Genomic DNA, 20,948 nt, shown 5'->3' on the forward strand with positions numbered 1-20,948 from the left:
ATTAGGCAATCAAAGCATTGGTTGTTTTTTCGTTTGGTATCTAACAAAAGATACACTGGCGAATTTGAATGGGTGAGCTAAAAACAAATATCCGGTGTTTTATTGCAAGTGTGTTAGTAGTCTTGGTGTGGATATTCATTTGACCCCACTAACTCTGCAGTGATCTCTCGGGCTGCAGATTGAGATCTTTCCGCGACGCTTATTACGGAATAGAGATCCCCGTTCGACCAGCTAGCTATATATGCAAAACTGTAGTCGTCTGAATCGATTCCAAAGTTAGACATCACAATAAAGGCAGTTGTTTCGGCCTCAATCTCAGCAATAGCCCTAGAGCGAACTCCCTTTTGGTGCAGGATTATGTGGCTGAGTTCATGGGCTAACGTCTTTGCTCGTTGTGTTGGCGGTAGTTCATGGTGGATTACGACTTGACGCAATTTGAAGTCGCTGAGGCCATTTGCGCCCTCTAGATGGCTGTAGATCACCTCAAATCCCCGATTGGCGATGGCTCGCGAGAGCAAGATCACCAATTCAGGCGCTTGTTTGGCAACCATAGTCAACAGCTGAGGAGCTGGCGGTGTTATCTCTGCGCCTACGGTCTGGCTTACGTCGAAGATGGTTACCCATCTAAATCGCGTCACCTTTTTTGGCTCGTCCTCTGCTTGTTCTTCGTAGCGCTCAGCCATTGAAGTTGGATTCTGAGGCTTTGATTTGGCTTCAAAGATCGGTGCCAAAATGGAATAGCCCTTTTCTCCAACCTTGATAGATCTGCCAAGCTTTTGCCAGTTCTTGTAGCCACAGAGATGACTCACTGGCGTGCCTCTGTCCTTGGATTGAATCGATATCAGGACTGCATTTCTAGGGGAGAAATTATTTAAAAGCGCGCTCGCTTTTGCGATATTAGCCCAGTCAGTTTGAGAAATTATCCCGGATACTTCTCGATGAAGCCGCTCTAGGACCGCATTATTTAGATTTGGAGTAGTGGTTATCGTCATCCTTGTTACACCTTGCTATTTGGCATTTGGATTGGCGATGGTTCGCGAGAAGAAGTTGATATGTACGCTGCGCTATTATCTTTGCAAAGTCGTTGATAGACCAGAAGAATTTCTCAACAAACAACGACTATTTCTCGAGATTGTGAAAGTGGTTTTCGCTTTACAGTTGAGGCTATCTGACTCCTGTGACAGCATCGAATGACACGAGCTGAAAGTTTTAAGTTGTAGCGATTTGTAAGAATTGAAAGGTTGAAAAAGATCAGAGCTGTTTTTGATTGGTCAAGTTTGAGAGATATGCCCGAGAGGATCGACGGCTTGATTAACGATTGTACCACATTGGCCGTCGCATTCCGTCACTACGCGAGAGTGGCTTTACGTGCGCGTGTGAGGTCGACGGTGTTTTCTCAAGATGCGAAGATCGATGTGCGGGGCGTTTGGGTTCCATTATCAACATGAGCTATTTGGAATGTAGGATGTAACTGTTTTAGGAAACGAGTTGGATAATGCTGTCAGTTTGGCAAATCTGTGGAACTAACTACCTCTATCGACATGGTATACTCGGTCGATAGAGGTGAACTAACTGAGAATTGCGTCCTTAGCATACACTCAAGCCTTGCGATATATTTATAGAATTACTGTCAAAATATTCCAAAATAGCACTAGATAATTCATAAATAATTATCGATAAATTATGAAACATGGTAATCATTGTTTAGTGGAGCCTTAAGAAATAACTGCTTGTCTCGTAGCTCGTATCAATATTGACTTTAATCATTGAATTTCACAATAATGCTACTTTATAAAGATTACTATACGTTAATATGTTTGTTGTAAAATCGAGGCTGTGAAAGCCAATTTGATGATTTAAATAGCTAGATGAAAGAGTCTAGGTTTGCTCGTGAATTGAACGGACATAGCAATTCGAGGGATTTCACAAAGACTCTTCATCTCACTAAAGCTAAAGGAAAACGCCCTATGAACTGGCGCGCGATGTTGGTCTTACCTTGACGATGACCCGAACTTCCCCAGGGCCTCGGTAAGGGTAGGACTCTTGGTCTAGGTATTTTTTTGCCAGAAAGTCGATGTGCGCGTCGGCGCCTTCCTCGGTCATCTCTGCAACGCCACTTATGCTGATCCAATGGTATGGGTTAGCTGAGTCGACGATACATATGGTGATATTCGGGTCGGCTAAGATATTTCTGTGTTTTACTCGGCCCTTTGACGTATTGAATATCACGTTAGTACCGTCGGTGTCGATCCACACTGGTGTTAACTGCGGCCCCTTTTCTTGGGAATTGGTGCCGATTATGGCGAATTCTTTTCCCTTCAAGAGTGCTATGTCGGATTCGGTAAGCATCGGTTCTCCTTTGAGCAGATTTGCGCACTGTATCTAATAGTGATAAATATACTCCGTAGCTGATGGGTTGAGTGGATTTTTGTGCATTCGGACTGTAGATTTTGACAATATTTGTAATACCGTGTGCTCTGAGTGATCTATCTATGTTTCAGTCTGGAAGTTCCTTTCAATGGAGTTAGATTTTTAATTACTGGTTCTTCTAGACTCCCCGTCGTGACGTCTAATTGCTAAGACTTTGTCTCAGGGACGGAGTGATCAATTGAGGCGATTTTACCTTGTGGATTCCATGCTTTTAAAGACGGTAGCACTACCTGGAGAGAGTAGGTTTTGTTGTGCTATTTGACAGTACGCTTTTTGGGTAGCAATATTGTAAGCTTTTTGTGACTAACAAGAGTACTGCTTGACTTATTCGTTGCGGTGAGAGACCCTGTGAGGATGTGGATTCCAGTAACGGTGGATAGTTCCAATCTTTGATACTGACTTCTATTGCTTGATTTCACATGGTCTCCCTATGGTTTTTGACTTTTGTGTTTGTACCTTCTAAGCAGGTATTTGGGCGTTGACTATTGACTAGAGATGGTCTAGTTGAGTGGAGCTTTTATTTTGAAGTGTTTGCGACCGGTCGGTCGCTTCACGGACAGCCCAGGTATAGATGCCCTTTGCCATCAAGGATAGTTCTCTCTCTGATCGACGAAGGTATATAGAAGCGCGTAGGTCTGCGACCTTTTGACTCTCTTTAAGTGAGTTGAATGCTATGTCAATCATCTGGCAGGCGATCCTCATTGATTGATCGTCGGCTTTATAGGAAAGTTCTTCTGCTCTGTCTAGAAATGCGTCAATACTCTGGATTTGAGAGAGAAGTTCAAAGGATAGGGCATCAAGGGATGGCGGTTTTAAATCGCCTGGCTCGCCTTCGTACCACCCACCATACTTGCGCCAAACCGCTCTAATTATGAATTCGGGTTCATCGTATATTGGCTTAAGGTAGGGCAGTTCGAGAAGGTGTGAGGGTGGTCTTAGCGTCTTTATTATCTCCGATAGAATGAGGCCTTCATTCATCATTGCAAGGGTTTGAGATACTATCGACCCAAGCAGTTCGGCTGAATTCAAAAGTGTGGTCTTGATCCTTTCGGCCCCAAAAAGAGGTAGTCCATGACCAGGTATGAGGAGTTCCGCCCCGATCTGGGCCATTTCGATTAGTGACTCTGCCCATTCCTTTGGGTACCGCTGAACCTTTTGAGGATTACCCGCATTTGGCGATACCCAGGTAAAGAGGTCGCCGCATGCAAGCATTTTGGATTCGGGAAACCAACTCATGGTATGGTCGTCAGTCTCTCCCTTGGAATGACTCAGAGCTATGTCGGTATCGCCGACCTTCAACTCCAATGTTTGACGATACTCGCGGTCGGGATAGCGGAAGTCTTTCGGCCACACGAATTTATGATTTTGGAATTGTCGCTTGTTTATTATCTCGTTGAAGCCAGCGCTTTCAATATATCTGTCGAATCGATGCTTGAGGTTCTCATGGGCGATAACCGTGATAGGCCGGCTCTGGTTCGCCTGAAAGACCGGGACTCCAAAGACATGGTCTATATGGCCATGAGAGTAGATTGCGACTTCGAGATCCTTTTTTGACCAGGATCTAACGGCCGCATGGACTTTTTTGGCCAGCCCATACCCTCCTGTGTCGACCATTGTGATTGTCTCTCCGACATCAACAACAGCCACGTTAGCAAAGGAGTGCACGAAGGCAATTCGATCAGTTATTTCATAGATCTGATTATCTGCGGTATTCAAATTTTCAGTTTTGGTATCGTCTATATTTCCTTGCCAAGCGCGCGTCGAGCGTTCCTTGATATCCATTTAACGTCCTTGGGATAGCTGTCTGAGCGATCAGTTTTTCAACGTATTTTTCTTTAATCTTCTCACACTGAATCTTGGCTGATGCATCTAAAGCTAATTTGAACTTCTAACGAGTTGGGGTGGTTAGATACAGTTGATATCGAGCTTTTTAATGACCAAGTCGATCTCTGTCGGTCTACCTTTGCTAATGGGGCTGACTATGAGAAAGTCACTGCTTTTTGGTCCTGCCTAATCTATCTTTTTTTGGCTCGTAGATTCTAGGCCTGCTGCCAAAAACCTTAGCATAACTGCTCAGAGCCTTTAGGCTTATCCGCACGCGTTTGATAGGAGATTTTGGTCTCCTTCAACTCGTGCCCCTTGACGCATCGTTGCGCTGGAGAACGAGCTATTGAGATACCTCGGACTTCCCTATACGGGCTGTAGAGAGTTATCTCTTGATCCGAGCATCTATGTAGCAAGTTCAAAGCAGCGTTGAGGTCGACTTGGAGAACATCCCCGTTTGCACAGTAAAACTTATCTCCCTCACGACTACCTTCCCTTCCCTAGATGTGAGTTCGAGTCCATTTGCGACCTATAGGCTGCATTCACAAGGTCATGCCTTGCTTTGGCCTGTTGTGTTGTGGATTCAAGGGCTTCGACAAGTGTGCCTTTTACCCATGACGACATTCTTCTGGTGTACTTCTTCCAAGACTGTTTCTTGGTGATAGGACAGCTTAGGTCTTTAGAGATCACGACACTAGCTTTGTCTACAACTGAGTGAGCGACCTCCTAGGAAGGAGTTTTCATCGGGAAAGATTGGCGGAATCGACTTTGTGTAATGATCGATGTCGCTCTAGGAGCCAATTGTGCAATTCATAGATCAACTCTTTCGGGTAATATTTTCTGACTCAGAATGCAGTTGCTATGCCTTATCTAGCATTAAGTGTGGAGCTGTCGGAAAAGTACCCGCGGGGAATCTCGTAGGCCAAATCCGTGAGGTGAAGCCGACACTGCCAGCGACAAGGCCCTAAGGGGCCAGACAATAAGGAACCAGGCAGCATGGAGGTAGGCCTAGCTGGGTATGAGCAACATATATGAACTGCTGGTTAAAGATCGTTATTGCAAACAAGCCAAAGTTGCTTATGGGCTTAGACCAAAAGCTATCTGGAACGGTCGAATCATTGTCTTATAGATGCGCGCTGACAATAATTCCGTCCGGTGAAAAGGCAGGCCCTAACCCCAGCGTATGTTATTTCGGTGGAACATTTCTAAGCCGCTATCTCCGCCCAAGCAATTGGGCAAGCCAACTACAAGGAAGGTCGATGGGGATGCGAGCATACGGATTGGTGAAATATTCAATTGGAGGCAAAGCGAAACGCGCGCTTGCAATGAGACGGATACACCTTGAGACATTACCTGGTGAGACGTTACCTGGTGCGGAGCCAAGCAGACTTCTCTGTGGTGCCAAGGTGTGAAATGGTCTTAGTTACGAGACGGTCTTAGTTACGTGATTCATAGAACCTCATAGGCTAGGAAGGCAAATTAACATGGCTAACGCCACAGTGTGGTCCTACTGACGAAACACATTGGGATAAGATCGATCGGTCGGAACTTTAGTAGTAACTTCAGAAGGTCACAAGCCTACGTCGTAAAGGCTATACCTCCATGGCAAATTGGTAACTGTATGACCGGGTCCCGAAAGGGGCCTTCATAAGGCTTGAGCCTAGTGCGATGAAAGTTGCCCGCCAGGATCTTAAGGGGGCACGGCTCGGCAATGAGTCGTGCCTATCCGACTAGGGTCCGGGTTTTGGTGAGATATTAAAAGGTGCGAGCTTCCCAAGGTATCTTTAGTATCGTGCCAATCTTGGAGAGAGCGAAGTTTGCATTGAGCGAAGTTTCTTTTCATAATTAGAGCCGTACCACGGTTGAATTGGAGTCTAAGCTATTTAAAGATAAGCCGCTACCGCAGTTACTTTAGCCAATGCCCCTCGCAAAGACTCGGCTTCGCCATCGCCCTCTGAGAAGTTGATGCAAACTGCCAAGACGCTATTTGACGATATAGAGCACCAGCAACGCGATCAAGGCAATAGTAGAAGAGCGATAGAACAGGACTTCTCGCACTTTCGCGCATATAAATCTCCGCTACTATCTTAAATCTTTGGCCACCATTGAGAATATTAGTGTTTATTGCATTTGCGATTCGCCTATTTTTGCATTCGCTATTTGATTTGGGCAGGAGAGTATCGGTTTTTTTTTGATCGGATCTATTTTTGAGATAAGAGATGCGGCGCTTTTTTCTGATTGGCGTTGTTCAAATTCGAATGGTATCGATTGGTGCAATTGGTAAGCTGCATAGTTTTTCTCAACTTCAATAATCGTACCTTCTATTCGTTCACGCTATCGTGAAGCGAAATTCGAAGAAGTTTTATCCCTAGCTCCAAATAAATATTTTACAAGCTTTTTTAGGTTGCTGGCTGGAGAATAAACGCCTTTTTGCCTAGTCGGGGTCTGTCTATAATATCTTGGTTTTATTCCAGGTCTACTTAGAAGTGCCACTCGGTGGTTATGTTCCTAAGTGGTGTTATTGCTAGGCGGATACGCTAATAATTATCTCCAAGTCTCGAGATCGACTGGATAGGATTTAGAAGGGGAGTGTTCACTCACAGAAACCAACGAAACTGCTGTTTTGCCCTTCGTGGGGTTTATCTTGAATTGATATGGTTGAAGTTAGTGATGAGATCTGGGAGCTCTGGAGCGAGGTCTCTCTGGAGGTTTTTATTGGTAGAGATTCCTATCTACTTTGTGATGGCAAATTACTCGCTGATTCCTATCGCAAGTTTGTCGAGACTGCCTCGGTATATGCATCTGAATTACCTTTTTTTATCTTGACAGCCTGGAATCCAAATGCGCAGAGGTTGTCAAGCCGTACTAACCACGCAAGACAGGCACGCCTCTTATTGGAGTTAAGTAACCAGAAAGTCAAATTTTGGCCCAGTCGAGGTTGGAGCAGTGGCTGGAGCGAGAGTGGCACTGCATTTTTTGCAAAAGGCTTCGATTTGGTTGATCGCCTGGCTCGAGACTTTGGACAGGCTGGTTACTACTATATCTTCGACGATCACCTATGGCTTGTTGATGTATCAAGGTCACGACCGGCTCTTGCACTTTGATTTTAGGTCGACCGTTAGAAGAATTATATGCGTTTGTTTTTTTATGCGGGATAAGTAATTGATGAAAAGGCTTAACTAATTTTTCTTTGTGGTCGACTTATTATGGCGTGAGGGATAGGGAATTGACAGAAAAGGTGACTCTTGAGATAACTCTGCGAAGGGTTGCAGAAAATCTCTGGCTTGCCTCCTTGTTGGATGACCCCGATCTGTCTTCCTTGGCTACGGATCCAGTTTCTGCTCAATGGGAGCTACGCTCGGTAGTTGCTTTATCTATGGGTCTGGAACCGTTGTGTATTGAATTTAGACGAAATTATACGACAAAGCCGGTCAATGATGGCCCTACTTTTTCCGCGACAAGAGTCGATATCCTTAGGCTTGAAGACAGTAGTACTGCGGACTACGATTCAATCGCCGCCGCCCTTAGAAGATCTCATAGTGATGCGTTGAAACTTGCAAGGGAAGCTCTTCGAAAGCTCGTTATAGAGGATTCGTTGACGTTAGCAGAGGCAGCTGCGGCCGTTGGAATTACGCCTATCCAGGCAGCGGCCCTGGTGGAGAATTGAATTTAGAGTTTCGTCAAGTAGATGCGAATTTCTGGAATTACTCACCAAACGCGACACGGAACTCCGCTTATCTATGCAGCTTTCACCATAGCTGACTTTTCAAAATCAATTGGCGAAATGTCACCAATACTTGAATGTCTCCTCTTCCGGTTGTACCATTGGATCCAGTCGAAGATCTCTATTCTTGCCTCCTCTCTGGTGCCGAAGACTGTTTGATATACGAGCTCTTTCTTCAATGAGGTTCGGTGTAGTCTCACCGGAAGCCTTCTTTGCTCTCCGAACGTTGTAGACCCGATTATTAAGAGTTGCCTCCGGGATACCCAACTCATTAGCCACCTGCTTAATGGATCGATTTCCAATCTCTACAAGTTTGACTGCGTCACTTTTGAAATCCGAGTCAAACTTTCTACGAGGCGTTGCCTCTTTTGGATGCAATTCTCCCATGACTACCATTCTCCTTTGATTTAGGGAGAGTCGTGTCGCGTATCGTGAGAAGGTTCATTCCTTGGCGTGGGATTCGTTCATACACCTTAGTTTCAGGATGTTGATTTTGGTTTTTTTAGGATAAGAATGGCAAACCGAGGAGGTCAGTGGTTACTTGCTTTACATTTCAATTGTGAGCTAAAGTTTTTTGAATAGTTTGATAACAAAACTAAATGAAAGCCCTGATGCGCCGATACAAGATTCTATGACAGGTTGGGTCTTTGAGGCGGTTTCGAAATGCGGATGTTGACCAGAGGTATGCATAAGGCGACGACGAGTCGCTCCAACTTCGGTACTTTCAACGTTGAAAGTACGGAAGTTGTAGTGGCGCGAATGGTCGCTTCGGCTTCAAGCCTTGGAATCGATGTTGTGGACATCTGGGGAATGCTAGATAGTCTCGCAACAAAGCTTGAAGAACAGGCCAAGTATTTTCAAGAGATGGGTGGTGTCGCTAGGGATGTTGTTTCATCCAATGAAAAAGTTGCTCAACTTGCTCAATCTACCCAAGTGGTCGCTCAAGATGTCGATAGTCTCCTAGAGTCTTCTAGAGGCACCGTGGGAAGCTCGTTGTCTGAGATTCGGACGTTGGCTTCATGGGTATCTAGCACTAGTGATGAACTCGTAGAGCTCGGTGTGGAGCTTCAGTCGGTCGCAGGAGTTGCTTCTCAAATCGATAAGATCGCCCAACAGACCCACATCTTGGCCCTTAATGCCAGGATTGAAGCAGTACGCTCTGGCAAGCATGGAACCTCATTTGCTGTTATTGCTAATTCCATCAGAGACTTAGCAGATCAAACAATTTCAATGGCTGCTTCGATAGGCGACAAATTGGCCGGTTTGACAGATCGGGTTGGAAGCCTCGAAGCTAGTGCCCAAAAGGCCCGCCAAGGGGCCAGCGCGACTGAAGCTGGGACTAACCAGATAGCTGAAGTCATCTCAGGTGTTTCAGTGGCAGTCGCCAAGGTGGATGGAGATGTCTCAGAGATGGCAAACGCGGCACAAGAATCTAGCGGCCAGATGACTTCATTCAATAACTCCTTGGCCATGCTAATTGAAGGGGTGGATTCAAGTTCTAAGGAACTTGGTCTGGCTAAGACGAAGAGTTCAGACCTTTTGGACTCCGTCGAAGTGCTGTTGCAGACGGCCAATACCTCGGATGTGGAGACGATCGATACCTCCTTTATCAACTTGGCGATCAACACGGCCGCGGAGTTCTCGCGTCTCTTGGAGAATGCGCTCTCAAGCGGAAAGATTAGCGAATCTGAACTATTTGATTCAGATTACGTTCCTGTGTCTGGAAGCAACCCTATCCAACACTTAACCAAGTTTGTTCGTCTGAGCGATGAACTTTTTGTCTCGGCCCAGGAGAAGGCTCTTGAGATGGATGAGCGGGTAGTTTTTTGTGTGGCAGTTGATCGAAATGGATATTTACCTACCCATAATCTAAAGTTCTCCAAGCCCCAAGGACCTGATCCGATTTGGAATGCTGCCAATTGCAGAAATCGACGAATTTTTGCGGATCGAACTGGACTTGCTGCGGGAAGAAATCAAGAGCATGTTCTATTGCAGACTTACCGACGAGATATGGGTGGTGGAAAGTACGCCCTTATGAAGGATGTCTCATCTCCTATTTGGGTAAATGGAGCCCACTGGGGCGGAGTTCGGGTTGCCTATCTAGCATAACGCTTTGATGCTAGATAGGTTTGGCCCTGAACGATCGAGCCGATGGCTCGCGCTACTAGCCCTTAGTCGTAGCATCGATGAGTTTGTTGATCGTTGCACTCGAAAGCTGACTGCGCTAATCTGTTTAGATTTGTTTTCATCCTACTAATTCGGTGGGTCTGGGTCATTTCATGAACGCCTTATATAGCACTAGAGTCACTTAACTTATCCGGATTGGAATCATTGGATTGTTCGAATCTGCATCCCTTTGGGTCCCTTTGGCTAGATTTTATTTCACGTATCGGTGGAACTATAGAGCTCACACTCTGACTTGCTCCTTGAAATCAAGCAAAGAGTATGGGAATGTCGTCGTGTTGAGATAGTCGACTAATTCCTTTGTGACTGGTTCAATCTTGGGAATGAAGCGATTGTGGGTTACAGCAGAGCGCCCTTGCTTCCAAACGTGTTCCTGGGGATTGAGTTGCGGAGAATACGGAGGGAAATGGACTGCTTCGATGTGATGCTCCCTAATTGCCTCTTGAGCGACGCTCCCTCTGTGCCATCCTGCCCCATCCCATATAAGCAGAATCTTCTCTCTTGGGTAGATCTTGCGGATCGCCAGCAGTATGGCCGCTGTTTCATGCATAGTCTGGCGCTCTGTTGCAAATGCATGCTCCTTGCCTGTCTTGAGGTTCAAAAACCCATAGATGCTCCGGTTCATTCTGGTTCCATTGGTCTCAATTACAGCTGGTGTGGTTCCTTTCGGTATCCACACTTTCTGAGTAGTTGTCGCCTGAGTGAGAACCATCTCGTCTTCACAGAGAATCACCGTATCTGGATCAGAGAATGCCTCTTTCAGACGTTCTTGCTGCTCGTCTTTCCATTCAGCTACCGCTTGTGGATCAGCCTTCTCGTACTGTTTGCCCGGCAGATGGAAGCTGAACTTACTTTCCCGAAACAGAACGTAATAGCTAGTCCTAGAGGCATAGAGAACACCGTATCTGCGCTTGAGTACTGTAGCCAGGATCCGTGTTGACCAAAACGGGGAACTGCTATAGCCGTGGTCATTGGGAGTTGTAGTCGTGAGCATGATTGCCACTTCATCTCTTTGAGACTTTGAGAGAAGTACCGGAGCGTTGTTATGGCGCTTGTCCTTGAATGCCTCAGTGCCAACGCTGCGGAATGACCGTCGAATTCGCTGTACATGCTTGACAGAGAGGCCTGTCCTGTTGAGGGGACTCCCATCTTCAAGGGTGAGAACTGCCAGCGCCCGCTTATATTCGTCGATGTTTTCAGTCTTCGCCATGAATGCTTCAATAGTGGCGAGTTCCTCGGGTGTAAGCATGTCATGAGAAGATTAACACACCTTACAAGAAATTAAAAGGGCTCATTGGAGCATTTCAGAGTGTTATGCGAATAAATGGTTTAGCATCGCTCGGGTGTGGGCGGATTTAGATGTCTTCGCTGGTGATGGTTTTGGTACACTTCGGGACTGGGTCATCTTTAAATCATACTTATCAAGTTTCGTAAGTTTCGCCTTCACCGAGACCAGATTGGAGCTAATCCTTAGTAGAACAGATGTTCTACTAAGGTGGCATGGTGGATCTCTCAGGCTTTATGGTACGCTTCGCTTCAAAGTAAGCATGTGAAGATCATTTGATCAAATTGCTATTGCTGTGAGGGATTTAGATGCTCAAAGTGTAACTTCGATCAATTTACTTTAGTAAGGCCAAATCATTTCAAGAAATGCAGCGTCTCGAGCTCCACTTTTTCAATGTAAATCTTGTCGACGTCAAACTAGCGTTACCTCCAGAACCATCTTCCATCGAAGCCATATCTCTTTATCCAAGTGGTTCTCCGCTATCTATCTATTGTCCAACGACAAGCGTGGTCTTTCGGCTACTACCCCCTAGCCATCAGAGCCCCTGCTAAATTCGTTCAAGTATCTTATTCGACTGGCTGGTTGATGCTAAATAAGCTACCTAAGGCAATGGCTGAGCGTAATGGCTGAGCGTAATGGCTGAGCGAGATGGTTTATATAAACTTGGAGGAAACGCCTGAGTAGATGAGTTCTTTTTAGGTGGTGAGAGCCATGGCGAAGGCTAAAGAGGAAAGGGAACAAAACTAACCAATGTTCTAATTGGAGTGTCGATTAGCAATAGTGCTCCTACTCATTGCTTCATGGAAGTAATCAAAGATACCACTGCTAAATCACCCAAAGATGTTTTTGTGAGACGTTTAGATTCCGACACCAAGCTGATAAGTGATGGTAACCCAAGTTACGGGGTATGTGCTGAAAGACCTTGGACTAGCGCACGGGTTCACTCTATCCAAAGACGAACAAGCACATGTAACATTCAAATGGCTCAAGATCCTAAATTGGGAACTGCAAGAAATTTATCGACGGAACATACCACGGACGTGAGGAACATAAGCAACTTATGCCTCGAGGAATTCGCATACCGATTCAACCCAAGGCACTTTGAAATGTCATTGGTCGAGCGACTTCTCAATACATGTGTGTTTGCGTCTCCACATCCGCTACTCCGCGAATCTGACTCCAAAATGGCTCTTGCTTACGAAACTTGATAAGTATGCTTTAAATTTTCGAGTAATGGCCCCTTAAAGTGGTTTTATCAAGTTGTTTGGCCAGACATCGCAAGAAAAGTATCAACTCGGGTAGTTGACCATTTGGCCAGTTGGCGAGTTGGGGATGCGTACATTTAAGCGGGAGCCAGAGTTCATTGGCGTAATTTGAAACAGCGGCGCCTCCATGGGGTAGTTTTTTTGACAATAGTCGATGTGATTTGGCTATTGTGTAAGAGGTGCACATAAATGTGAGCGGTATTACAGAGGCAATCGGTATCTGGGTGCGAGACGTTGGACTCGTGGTTGCTCTGATGGTTATCGGTTCTGTTTTGGCTGCAAGATCGGTGCACTTTGTTGGTACTAAGGTTTCAAGCTATCTAAAGCGAGTGGCGTCGCAACAGATTAGAGATGAGTTCGTCCTCTCTGAGAGAAATAAGTACGTCTCTGCTGTCGTCCAAGCCGTTGATTGGGCAGCAGTAGCGATCATTTACAGTGTCTCTCTGATTCTGGTTCTGATTCAGCTTCGAGTTCCGATCACTTCGCTTGTGGCTCCTGCAACCGTTATTGGAGTTGCGCTTGGATTTGGAGCCCAGACGGTCGTTCAGGACCTCCTGGCGGGCTTTTTCATCTTTGCTGAGCGGCAATATGGAGTGGGGGATATTATTCGTATATCGGCTCCGGGGGTCTTAGCTGGAATTACGGGAACCGTAGAAGAGGTGACTCTTAGGATTACGCGAATTCGAAACCTTTCGGGAGAGCAGATCATCTTGCCAAATTCGGAGATAAGGCAAGTAGTCAACTTATCGCGAGAATGGTCTCAGGTCGTAGTTGATTTTCCAATTCGCCAAGACGTAGATCTTGCGATGGTTCGACGCGAGTTGGAGAATTTAGCAACTTCGATTACTCAAGATCCTCGTTGGGTCAATGTATTGGTAGGCCCGTTGGTTGTAACGGGAATCGAGACGATATCTCCAGGAATGGTTACGATTAGGATTTTGGGCCGAACTTTGCCAGCACAACAATGGGAAGTTGGTCGAGAGATAAGGATGCGCGGTATTACATTGTTGGGTCAATCAGGTGCGCTCTTTAACCCTGATTCAGTAAATTATAACTTCGGGCCGTGACTATGAGCCATGAGATCTCAAATCAAAGCACTGATGTGAAGTTTCGACGATTTCATCGGCCGCGCCGATCGACAGTTATATTGTCTGTGCTTTTTTTTGCATTATTGGGGATTTACCTGGACCTAAGGCCACAGCCAAAAGCTGAGCCTGTTCCAATTTATGCAGTCGTTCCAACTACTACTACAACTATTGCACATCCGCTTGAAACGACGGTTGCTCCGAAGGCTTCCACCACCACCACTACTACCACAACTTCGTCAACTACAACTTCCACCACTACCACAGTTTTAGGTGGATCCACAACGACCACTGGATCTCACGGGTCGACCTCAACCTCAACCTCAACCTCTACAACTGTGTTTGGAACTACTTCAACCTCAATCCCAAGCAATAGCTCGACCTCGACACCAAGCACCTCCACCACTTTGGCATCTTGAAGCTACGTTGATGAAAATGAGCAATGTTAGGTCTGATGCATCATTCAGCATGGTTCGCGGTGAGTTTTCACCAAGAAAAATTAATCGCGAACCATGCGGAATAGCAGTTTCCAAAGTGTGTTTACAGACCTATTCAGCACGAACGGAACATTGCTCATTACCAGTATGTGGTGCGGTTTGGATTGAATCAGTGATTCTCTACAAATTGTGTGTAAGCGGACTTTTGGTAGATCTATACAAACTTGTCGTACGCTTTAGGCGCCGAGTAGGTTTTCAATCTCTGTTGCCCAGGAAAGTTTTTTCACACGGGCCCTAGAGGTGGCTTTTGTATTGCACCCTATTGGTGAAATCAATGGATGGATGGTTTTTCACAATTGATTGCGACCTCAACCTTGACAGTATTCATGCAAACCTGAAGGTCGCGGACACTCCGAGAATAACGAGGCGGGCAGAAATCTTAGTGGCTACTAGCTTTGGCCATCGTGGATACGTGTTTTGAAATTCAATGGAAGTTAGAGTTCGATTTGTTTCCGCGCGAATAAGGTCTCTTGTAGAATCCGTGCGCTAGTTTTTGTATATCATGACTCAATTTTGTGCAATTATCTTTTCGATCTCGAGCGCCAATTGCGAAAATCCAGAGTCATCGTGATGTGGAACGACGCGATCAGTAATTGAGAATAAGTCCGGATGAGCGCTTTGTAGGGTAAATGGATAGCCAACAAGATTTAGCATGTCCAGATCGTTTCTTTGGTCTCCTATGGCAGCTACTTGAGACGGAGAGATACCAATTATTTCACACACAATGGTAACTCCGTGTGCTTTTGTTATTCCGTGTGCAGCAAATTCAATCCAATCAGGTCCCGATATCGTTACGTCGACAAATTGGCTTAGCATTGGCGCTAGGTGATCTCGAAGCTCTTCGGAGCTTTTTCCTGGGACTCTGCCGATCACTTTTGTCATGCCCTGATCGACCTTGGTCAGTAGGTCTTTTGTTGTTGGAATGATCAAATCGGGAATGGGTCTTTTGAAGAAATTTGCCTCGGCGAAGAAGTCGTCAACGTATTCTCCAGCCAGGATTACAGCTTCAAATTCATCCCTAAGGATTGAAATTATTGATTTGGATACCTTTTGACTAATCGGATCATGGCGCAGTAGGGTCTTCGACTGCAAATCGTATACGATCGCCCCATTTGCACAAATGGCATAGGGGCCAAGGCCAGCTGTCTTTGATATCTTGCTAGCCGAACGCGGGGATCGAGCGGTCGCTGCTATCGTTGGTATGCCCATTTTATTGATCGCAGCGATTGCGTCAATATTTTGTCTGCTTACTTTTCCGTTTGCGTCAAGTAGAGTTCCATCTAGGTCGGTTGCTAGTAATTTGATCAATTGTTTAGATCTCCACTTCGGAATTTATCAATTCATTACGGTAGACACTCAAGAGATGCAATCGGACCATTCCTTATGAATTGTGATCTGGCGCAACTATCCAGCACTATTTGAGTTCTGTGGAATGGACGCCTGCTCGAAGACTCCAGAACCGTTAATATTTCCTGCATTACCATTAGCGCATTCGGCGGTTAGTGCAGATTGTAGATTTGTGATCTTCACCCTATTCGTCTCCGAAAGTGTTGCCTCTAGGGGCTGCCAGTCACCATTTGATCCTGCGGCAATCGCAGCATAGGGTAGTGCTCGACGGAGGAGTCCCAACGCATTTTGATTCTTTTGGGGTGTAATTGGTGCTTTGAGCTCTAGGAGTGCTTGATTGACCAGTTGGCATGCCTTCGTCCCGTTGGTACCAGCCGACGAACCACAGCTTGACAACAGTGGTGCGCACGCGAAAGAGACTAAGGCTGGGAGAAATATGTGAGCTTTCAATGAGGTGAGACCGTGCTTGGGGGCATCATTATATGGCTTTGGCCCACCGAAGTAGCCTCGAAGCCGTTTGAAGATATCGTCGCTTTTGGCTCTATTAGTACTCACTTGCTATAGCTTAGATGTCTTGGTTCGATAAATAAGGGGTTTCGATCTTCTGTGGTACGCACATTTAGGTTCGAAATGGTGGATGATTGCGTGTATCTTCGATAGAGTTCTAGGATTGAAGCCGTTGACAACTTTCCCGAAGTGCCATTGATCTTTCCGATTTGGTCGTTCTGGTGGTGGCTCTGAGATGTTACAAGGCGGGCTATGGACAGATATTCAATTTCGAAAAGTGACTCCCTGGGAATTATGGGCCCTGAAAGTATTTCATGGAGGATCCATGCAGACCCCACTTCGTTTATCGGAGGTATAAGGGCGCTGCTTGTTCAAGCTCTGTCTATCCCATCAATGGCGGCCGTAGCTGGATATTCCAACTACAGAAGTGATCCATGGGGACGTTTGGCGCGTACATCAAACTTTGTAATGACAACGACCTTTGGAAGTAAATCTCAAGCTTGGGATGAAATTGAAGGTGTCAAGGCTATACATCGGCGAGTAGTTGGTGTAGATCCTGAAAGTGGAATCTCATATCGCGCAGATGATCCGATATTACTTGCATTTATCCACAACTGTTTTGTGGATTCAATGTTGACTAGCTATTGTTTTTTTGTTCATGAATTATCCTTTGAGGAAAAAAATCTTTATCTACAAGAGCAATCCGTCATTGCTTTCGGCCTTGGCGCATCACCATCTAAGGTGGTGTTGAATGTTTCGGACCTTGGCGATGCTATAGCGAATGCTCCATATATCGGTATTTCAAATGGTGCGCGTCAGGCGTTTGACGATCTTGTGAAGCCTCAGTTTCCAGATGGCGCGGGAGTACTTTCGGTACTGTGGCCGCTGATAGCGGATTCTGCGCTGGATCTATTGCCGGCTTTTGCGAAGGAGCACTATGGGATAAATCGATCTCAGGTGGTATCGATCTTGCGAAGAAAGGTGGTTTGGGCACTCGGAATTTTTCTTCGACTCTATCTACCTGGGCATCCGATGTATCGACAGGCTAAGTTGCAGTGGTACGATGACCTCCGCTCGGCTCGGCGATCCCCTGCTCGCTAACTGCAATTGTAGTATTTAGACTTATATAGGCAAGTGATTAAGACGAGGATGAGATTATCAATTATTCAAGGTTTATAGAAGAATGCAATGACCTTACGACTTCGGTTCGAAATCTCATACACGGTGGGGAACTTGAGTGGGGTCCAACCGATGATATCCCAGGTCAACATAAAGGCGACGTTGAAGTTGACGACCTTTGCATAGATTTCTTTGTCAAACGAGGATTCAACGTCTTCTCAGAAGAGTCGGGATTTACCAAATCATTTTCAAGTGACTCAGCTCTAACCGTCGTACTTGATCCTGTTGATGGCTCCACCAATGCATCGCGGGGGATTCCGTTTTCTGCAATCTCTTGCGCCCTAATACGAGGCGATGAGCTCTTGGGCGGATATGTTGGGGAGCTTACCAACGGTTCAACCTATTGGTCATTGCGAGGTGAGGGAGCATATTGGAACGGGAATCAAATCCATGTGCAAGCCAGAGAGAGATCGCTATCTAAATCAGTCGTCGCTGTCAACGGATATCCACCTCGTCATCTTGGCTGGGGTCAATTTCGGGCATTTGGGTCTGCAGCCCTTGAGCTTTGTATGGTGGCGTCGTCGCAGCTTGACGCGTTTGTCGATTTTTCCTATAGTGGACTCGCAACATGGGATTACTTGGCAGGTGTGGCGATTATCGAAGAGGCAGGCGCGTTTGCAAAAGTGATAGATCCGCAAAGGTTGTTGAGGGGAGATTTCTTTGGCGGGCGTCGTCATATCATGGCGGCCGCTGATGAAAGTTTGGCTGGGATCATTTGCGATAGTTTGCCAAAGATGAAGATATCCCAGCCTTGAACGATTTATCGTTGAACTAGGTTGAAACTTAGACATAAGTGGCTAGAGTTTAATGAGTCCTTTCGGGCGTTTAGCTCAGTTGGTTAGAGCAGCTGATTTACACTCAGCAGGTCGGGGGTTCGAGTCCCTTAGCGCCCACCATTAACGCGTTACTCAAACAATTGACCTGGCGAACTGCTGGGTTATGGAGCCCGCTGGAAGATTTGCCAGCGGGCTTCTTGTTTGCCGGGGATATCCGCCTCGTTGCGTCCGCATTCTTGAGCTCGTCACCAAACAGGGTGTCGAATGGTGGCTTCAACTCCGCTTCGAGTCGAACTTCGCCGGGCGTATCGTCAACTTCAAACACGAAAACCTTTTCGAAGAACGCCTGGTTGAACAACTTCTTGATGTGGTCCGGAGCATTCTCATAGGCGGCACCGCAATCAACCGTTAGATCAAGAGCCTGCTTTAAGTTGACTTCGACAATCTCGAATTCGGTACGAATCGCCGAGAGTTCTGCGATGACCTTCTGCAGTGCCCTACCAATACGCTCTTGCTCGCTTCCCAACAGGTCTACTGGGATTGCCCCGGCGTAGTGAGCCTCCATTAACTTCTGACGCTGTCGTTCCAATTTTTCTTGCTCGCGTTTGAGTTCGCGCTTTTTCTCTTCGATTTGGGCACGTGAACTTACGAACTCCTCTCGGATCATCGCTTCCACGCGACCTCTGAACTCTGTATCAAGTTGAATGTGTTGATAGTGCTGCTCTAGCTTGGTCTCGACTTCGTAGATGAGCGCCGCTCGTTGCGTACAGGTGGTCCGCTTCGAGTGTCGCCCGGCGCAGTAGAAGTAGGGATAGGTCATTCCACTGGCCGATTTGGCACGCTGTACCATCAATCGCTCACCGCATTGTCCGCAGTAAACAGTACTTTTGAGGAAGTGAGGGTGCTTTCGCGTTCGCTCACCGTTGTTGTGCGAAGTGAGAATGTCTTGAACACGCTGCCATGTGACTTCGTCAACGAGCGTCTCGTGTCGTCCCTGGTAGAGCGCCCCTTGGAATTTGGTAAGTCCCTTGAAGTAGGGATTGGTAAGGACTTTGTGTAGTAAGCCTTCAGTGATGGGCCTGGAGGGAAGTTTCTGCGTTGGCGTTGTAGTGAGTCCGCGTTGATTGAGGTGCTCCGCTAGTGCTGCGACGGTCCAACTACCGGTGGCGTAGAGCTCGAACGCCTGTTTAATTAGCGGCGCACGCTCTTGGTCAATGACGACCGTACGAACTTCGCGTCCTTCTGAGTCAACAGATCGGTGGTTTCGGTATCCGAGTGGCGCTCGACCAACAGTTCCTCCCGACCGGGCCTTCTGGGACATTCCTTTCATAACCTCAGCGGCGAGGTTCCTCGAGTAGAACTCGGCAATGCTCGACATAATGCCATGTAGGAGCATTCCTGAGGGCGTCTCGTCGATTGACTCGGTGGTTGATACGAGACGCACGTTCGATGCGTCAAGAGCCTTAGTGATCTCCACGTCATCTGCTCGGTTGCGGGCGAGGCGGTCAAGTTTGTGGACAATTACGTAGTCCACTTCGTGATCAGCCAGATATTCGAGCATCCGTTGGAGCTCGGGTCGATTGGCGGAACGAGCTGATGCACCTCGATCCACGAACTCCTTGATAACGATTGCCCCCAGACTGGCGGCTCGACGCTTATTTGCGTCGCGTTGAGCTGGAATTGAGAAGCCCTCGTCGTCACCGCCACCTCGACGAGCTTGATCTCGGGTCGACACGCGTAAGTAGCTGACGGCGACTTTTGGGGCGAGTGCTTGAGCAAACATGTCAAGCGGATTGGTTGTCGGTGTGGCAGTAGCGGGGTACATAGGCGACTTTCCTCCAGTTACGTTCACTTCATTAACGCTCTGTTGGGGAGAAAAGTCCAGTGTTTGCTGCGCTGGAATTCCAACCAACGTCGGTCGGTCGCTAGGAATGTCACTCATAATTCGTCACCCTCCTTGCAATCATCGCGCGCCTTTTTATATTCCGTCGCCCCAAGAGAGACCAGTTTGGCCAATTCCTGGGACATGACGACGGTGAAAAGTCGGTGATCGATTAACGATTCATTCGCTAAGCGCTGTCGGAGTTGCTCTCTTCGTCGATTATTTGGTACCACCCAGACGACGGCTGGAAAGAGACCGTGCTCGTTTTGCTCCTTACCTGTGCGAAGGTACTCGTGATATTGCAGACACTTCTTCACGACTCGACCGGGCGGTTCGGTCGCGCGGTCTACCTCGATGAACCAGTGATCCTCAAACTCTCCCGTCAGCGTGATCGCGGCGAGATCTGGCTTAAGCCACTTCTGTTCGCCTGCGAACCCGAGATAATTGCGCCAACTCTCTGGTTCGAGTTGGACCCGTTTCAGAACGACCTCACCGCCTTGAGATGTCTCTTGCAGAGTGATGACGACTTCAGCGATCGCCAACGTGTGATCGAGGAACGTGATTCCAGGTTCGAACGTACGCAACCGTGCGCCACTCGGCACGCCATGGCGGATGCAAAGAGCTCTGTTGGCGAGGTCCGTGATCTGCCAGACGAAGCCGCCCGAGCCTGCCCTGACGCCCCCAATGCGGCGCTCGAGGCTGACCAACAGGCCAAGTTCGCGAAGCCGCGCAAGGGCGTGGTTTGCAGTTCTCGGAATGAGACCAGCGGGGTCGGAGAGACCAAAGTGCTGACGCGCTAGTTGTCGAGTGGTCAGGTATTTAAACCCTCTCACGGTCGAGAGAATTTGCCAGTCCCGATCGCTCAAACGCTGGGCGAGCTCGCCATATTGAGAAGCACTCATGATCGACTCCCGACCTGGCTGGGCGCACCCTCGAGGGACTGATTGAGCTGAGAATCCAGCA

17 protein-coding genes, 1 tRNA gene and 3 pseudogenes are annotated in these 20,948 nt (G+C 47.2%); 10 read left to right on the forward strand and 11 right to left on the reverse strand.

Going from position 1 to position 20,948, the window contains the following annotated elements; genetic code table 11:
- Window positions 1–113: 113 nt before the first annotated feature.
- The 3 genes from ACIDITHRIX25_RS69460 to ACIDITHRIX25_RS69470 form a co-directional block, all read right to left on the reverse strand.
- Window positions 114–992 carry an ArdC-like ssDNA-binding domain-containing protein gene (locus ACIDITHRIX25_RS69460; protein WP_052604710.1) on the reverse strand — a complete coding sequence of 293 codons (879 nt, stop codon included), beginning with the start codon at window positions 990–992 and terminating at the stop codon, window positions 114–116.
- 973 nt (window positions 993–1,965) lie between these two features.
- On the reverse strand, window positions 1,966–2,349 hold the full coding sequence (locus tag ACIDITHRIX25_RS69465; protein WP_052604709.1) for a PPOX class F420-dependent oxidoreductase: 384 nt from the start codon (window positions 2,347–2,349) through the stop codon (window positions 1,966–1,968).
- Window positions 2,350–2,919: 570 nt separating this feature from the next.
- Window positions 2,920–4,212, reverse strand: coding sequence for an alkyl sulfatase dimerization domain-containing protein (locus tag ACIDITHRIX25_RS69470; RefSeq protein ID WP_052604708.1), 1,293 nt, complete (start codon window positions 4,210–4,212; stop codon window positions 2,920–2,922).
- Window positions 4,213–5,285: 1,073 nt separating this feature from the next.
- Between ACIDITHRIX25_RS69470 and ACIDITHRIX25_RS69475 the strand changes: the two genes are divergently transcribed.
- The 3 genes from ACIDITHRIX25_RS69475 (at window position 5,286) to ACIDITHRIX25_RS69485 (ending at window position 7,921) form a co-directional block, all read left to right on the forward strand.
- Window positions 5,286–5,666, forward strand: a complete 381-nt coding sequence (locus tag ACIDITHRIX25_RS69475) for a hypothetical protein (protein ID WP_052604706.1) — start codon at window positions 5,286–5,288, stop codon at window positions 5,664–5,666.
- A gap of 1,242 nt (window positions 5,667–6,908) precedes the next feature.
- Window positions 6,909–7,358 carry a DUF3293 domain-containing protein gene (locus ACIDITHRIX25_RS69480; protein WP_052604705.1) on the forward strand — a complete coding sequence of 150 codons (450 nt, stop codon included), beginning with the start codon at window positions 6,909–6,911 and terminating at the stop codon, window positions 7,356–7,358.
- A 122-nt stretch (window positions 7,359–7,480) separates the two neighbouring features.
- Window positions 7,481–7,921 carry a hypothetical protein gene (locus ACIDITHRIX25_RS69485; RefSeq protein ID WP_052604704.1) on the forward strand — a complete coding sequence of 147 codons (441 nt, stop codon included), beginning with the start codon at window positions 7,481–7,483 and terminating at the stop codon, window positions 7,919–7,921.
- A gap of 71 nt (window positions 7,922–7,992) precedes the next feature.
- On the opposite strand, the gene ACIDITHRIX25_RS000000104065 is transcribed toward ACIDITHRIX25_RS69485, so the two are convergent.
- Both ACIDITHRIX25_RS000000104065 and ACIDITHRIX25_RS69495 read right to left on the reverse strand, forming a co-directional pair.
- Complete coding sequence (locus tag ACIDITHRIX25_RS000000104065) at window positions 7,993–8,250, reverse strand: IS3 family transposase (protein ID WP_502756204.1); 258 nt, start codon at window positions 8,248–8,250, stop codon at window positions 7,993–7,995.
- A pseudogene (locus ACIDITHRIX25_RS69495) lies at window positions 8,183–8,374 on the reverse strand (transposase); the annotation flags it as partial. The gene ACIDITHRIX25_RS000000104065 and the pseudogene ACIDITHRIX25_RS69495, both read right to left, overlap by 68 nt.
- Before the next feature lie 273 nt (window positions 8,375–8,647).
- Here ACIDITHRIX25_RS69495 and ACIDITHRIX25_RS69500 point away from each other — a divergent pair.
- A complete protein-coding gene (locus ACIDITHRIX25_RS69500; RefSeq protein WP_201732177.1) occupies window positions 8,648–10,087 on the forward strand; it encodes a methyl-accepting chemotaxis protein in 1,440 nt (479 codons plus the stop codon).
- A gap of 298 nt (window positions 10,088–10,385) precedes the next feature.
- Here ACIDITHRIX25_RS69500 and ACIDITHRIX25_RS69505 read toward each other — a convergent pair whose 3' ends face one another.
- Window positions 10,386–11,411: an IS630 family transposase gene (locus ACIDITHRIX25_RS69505; protein ID WP_201732178.1), complete on the reverse strand. Its 1,026-nt coding sequence runs from the start codon at window positions 11,409–11,411 to the stop codon at window positions 10,386–10,388.
- A 311-nt stretch (window positions 11,412–11,722) separates the two neighbouring features.
- Between ACIDITHRIX25_RS69505 and ACIDITHRIX25_RS69510 the strand changes: the two are divergent.
- From ACIDITHRIX25_RS69510 to ACIDITHRIX25_RS000000104070, 3 genes and pseudogenes are all read left to right on the forward strand, one after another.
- Window positions 11,723–12,655 (forward strand): annotated as a pseudogene (locus ACIDITHRIX25_RS69510) (IS1595 family transposase).
- Between the two features lie 248 nt (window positions 12,656–12,903).
- A complete protein-coding gene (locus tag ACIDITHRIX25_RS69515; RefSeq protein ID WP_201732179.1) occupies window positions 12,904–13,779 on the forward strand; it encodes a mechanosensitive ion channel family protein in 876 nt (291 codons plus the stop codon).
- A gap of 2 nt (window positions 13,780–13,781) precedes the next feature.
- A pseudogene (locus ACIDITHRIX25_RS000000104070) lies at window positions 13,782–13,901 on the forward strand (Rv3103c transmembrane domain-containing protein); the annotation flags it as partial.
- Window positions 13,902–13,936: 35 nt separating this feature from the next.
- Here the strand turns inward: ACIDITHRIX25_RS000000104070 and ACIDITHRIX25_RS69520 are convergent.
- From ACIDITHRIX25_RS69520 to ACIDITHRIX25_RS69530, 3 genes are all read right to left on the reverse strand, one after another.
- Window positions 13,937–14,080, reverse strand: coding sequence for a hypothetical protein (locus tag ACIDITHRIX25_RS69520; RefSeq protein WP_160291729.1), 144 nt, complete (start codon window positions 14,078–14,080; stop codon window positions 13,937–13,939).
- Window positions 14,081–14,801: 721 nt separating this feature from the next.
- Window positions 14,802–15,602 carry a Cof-type HAD-IIB family hydrolase gene (locus tag ACIDITHRIX25_RS69525; RefSeq protein ID WP_052604698.1) on the reverse strand — a complete coding sequence of 267 codons (801 nt, stop codon included), beginning with the start codon at window positions 15,600–15,602 and terminating at the stop codon, window positions 14,802–14,804.
- A gap of 96 nt (window positions 15,603–15,698) precedes the next feature.
- Window positions 15,699–16,196, reverse strand: a complete 498-nt coding sequence (locus ACIDITHRIX25_RS69530) for a hypothetical protein (RefSeq protein WP_052604697.1) — start codon at window positions 16,194–16,196, stop codon at window positions 15,699–15,701.
- Window positions 16,197–16,400: 204 nt separating this feature from the next.
- Here ACIDITHRIX25_RS69530 and ACIDITHRIX25_RS69535 point away from each other — a divergent pair, with 204 nt between their 5' ends.
- The 3 genes from ACIDITHRIX25_RS69535 (at window position 16,401) to ACIDITHRIX25_RS69545 (ending at window position 18,223) form a co-directional block, all read left to right on the forward strand.
- On the forward strand, window positions 16,401–17,249 hold the full coding sequence (locus tag ACIDITHRIX25_RS69535; RefSeq protein WP_052604696.1) for an oxygenase MpaB family protein: 849 nt from the start codon (window positions 16,401–16,403) through the stop codon (window positions 17,247–17,249).
- A gap of 200 nt (window positions 17,250–17,449) precedes the next feature.
- Complete coding sequence (locus tag ACIDITHRIX25_RS69540) at window positions 17,450–18,082, forward strand: inositol monophosphatase family protein (protein WP_249685672.1); 633 nt, start codon at window positions 17,450–17,452, stop codon at window positions 18,080–18,082.
- Between the two features lie 64 nt (window positions 18,083–18,146).
- Window positions 18,147–18,223: transfer RNA gene (locus ACIDITHRIX25_RS69545), tRNA-Val, on the forward strand.
- Here ACIDITHRIX25_RS69545 and ACIDITHRIX25_RS69550 read toward each other — a convergent pair.
- Window positions 18,186–20,045: a recombinase family protein gene (locus ACIDITHRIX25_RS69550; protein WP_201732180.1), complete on the reverse strand. Its 1,860-nt coding sequence runs from the start codon at window positions 20,043–20,045 to the stop codon at window positions 18,186–18,188. The genes ACIDITHRIX25_RS69545 and ACIDITHRIX25_RS69550 overlap by 38 nt on opposite strands.
- Entirely contained in the window at window positions 20,042–20,887 is an 846-nt protein-coding gene (locus ACIDITHRIX25_RS69555) for a replication-relaxation family protein (RefSeq protein WP_201732181.1), read from the reverse strand. The genes ACIDITHRIX25_RS69550 and ACIDITHRIX25_RS69555 overlap by 4 nt, the downstream gene beginning before the upstream one ends.
- Window positions 20,888–20,948 lie beyond the last annotated feature (61 nt).

This window comes from Acidithrix sp. C25 (assembly GCF_904848545.2).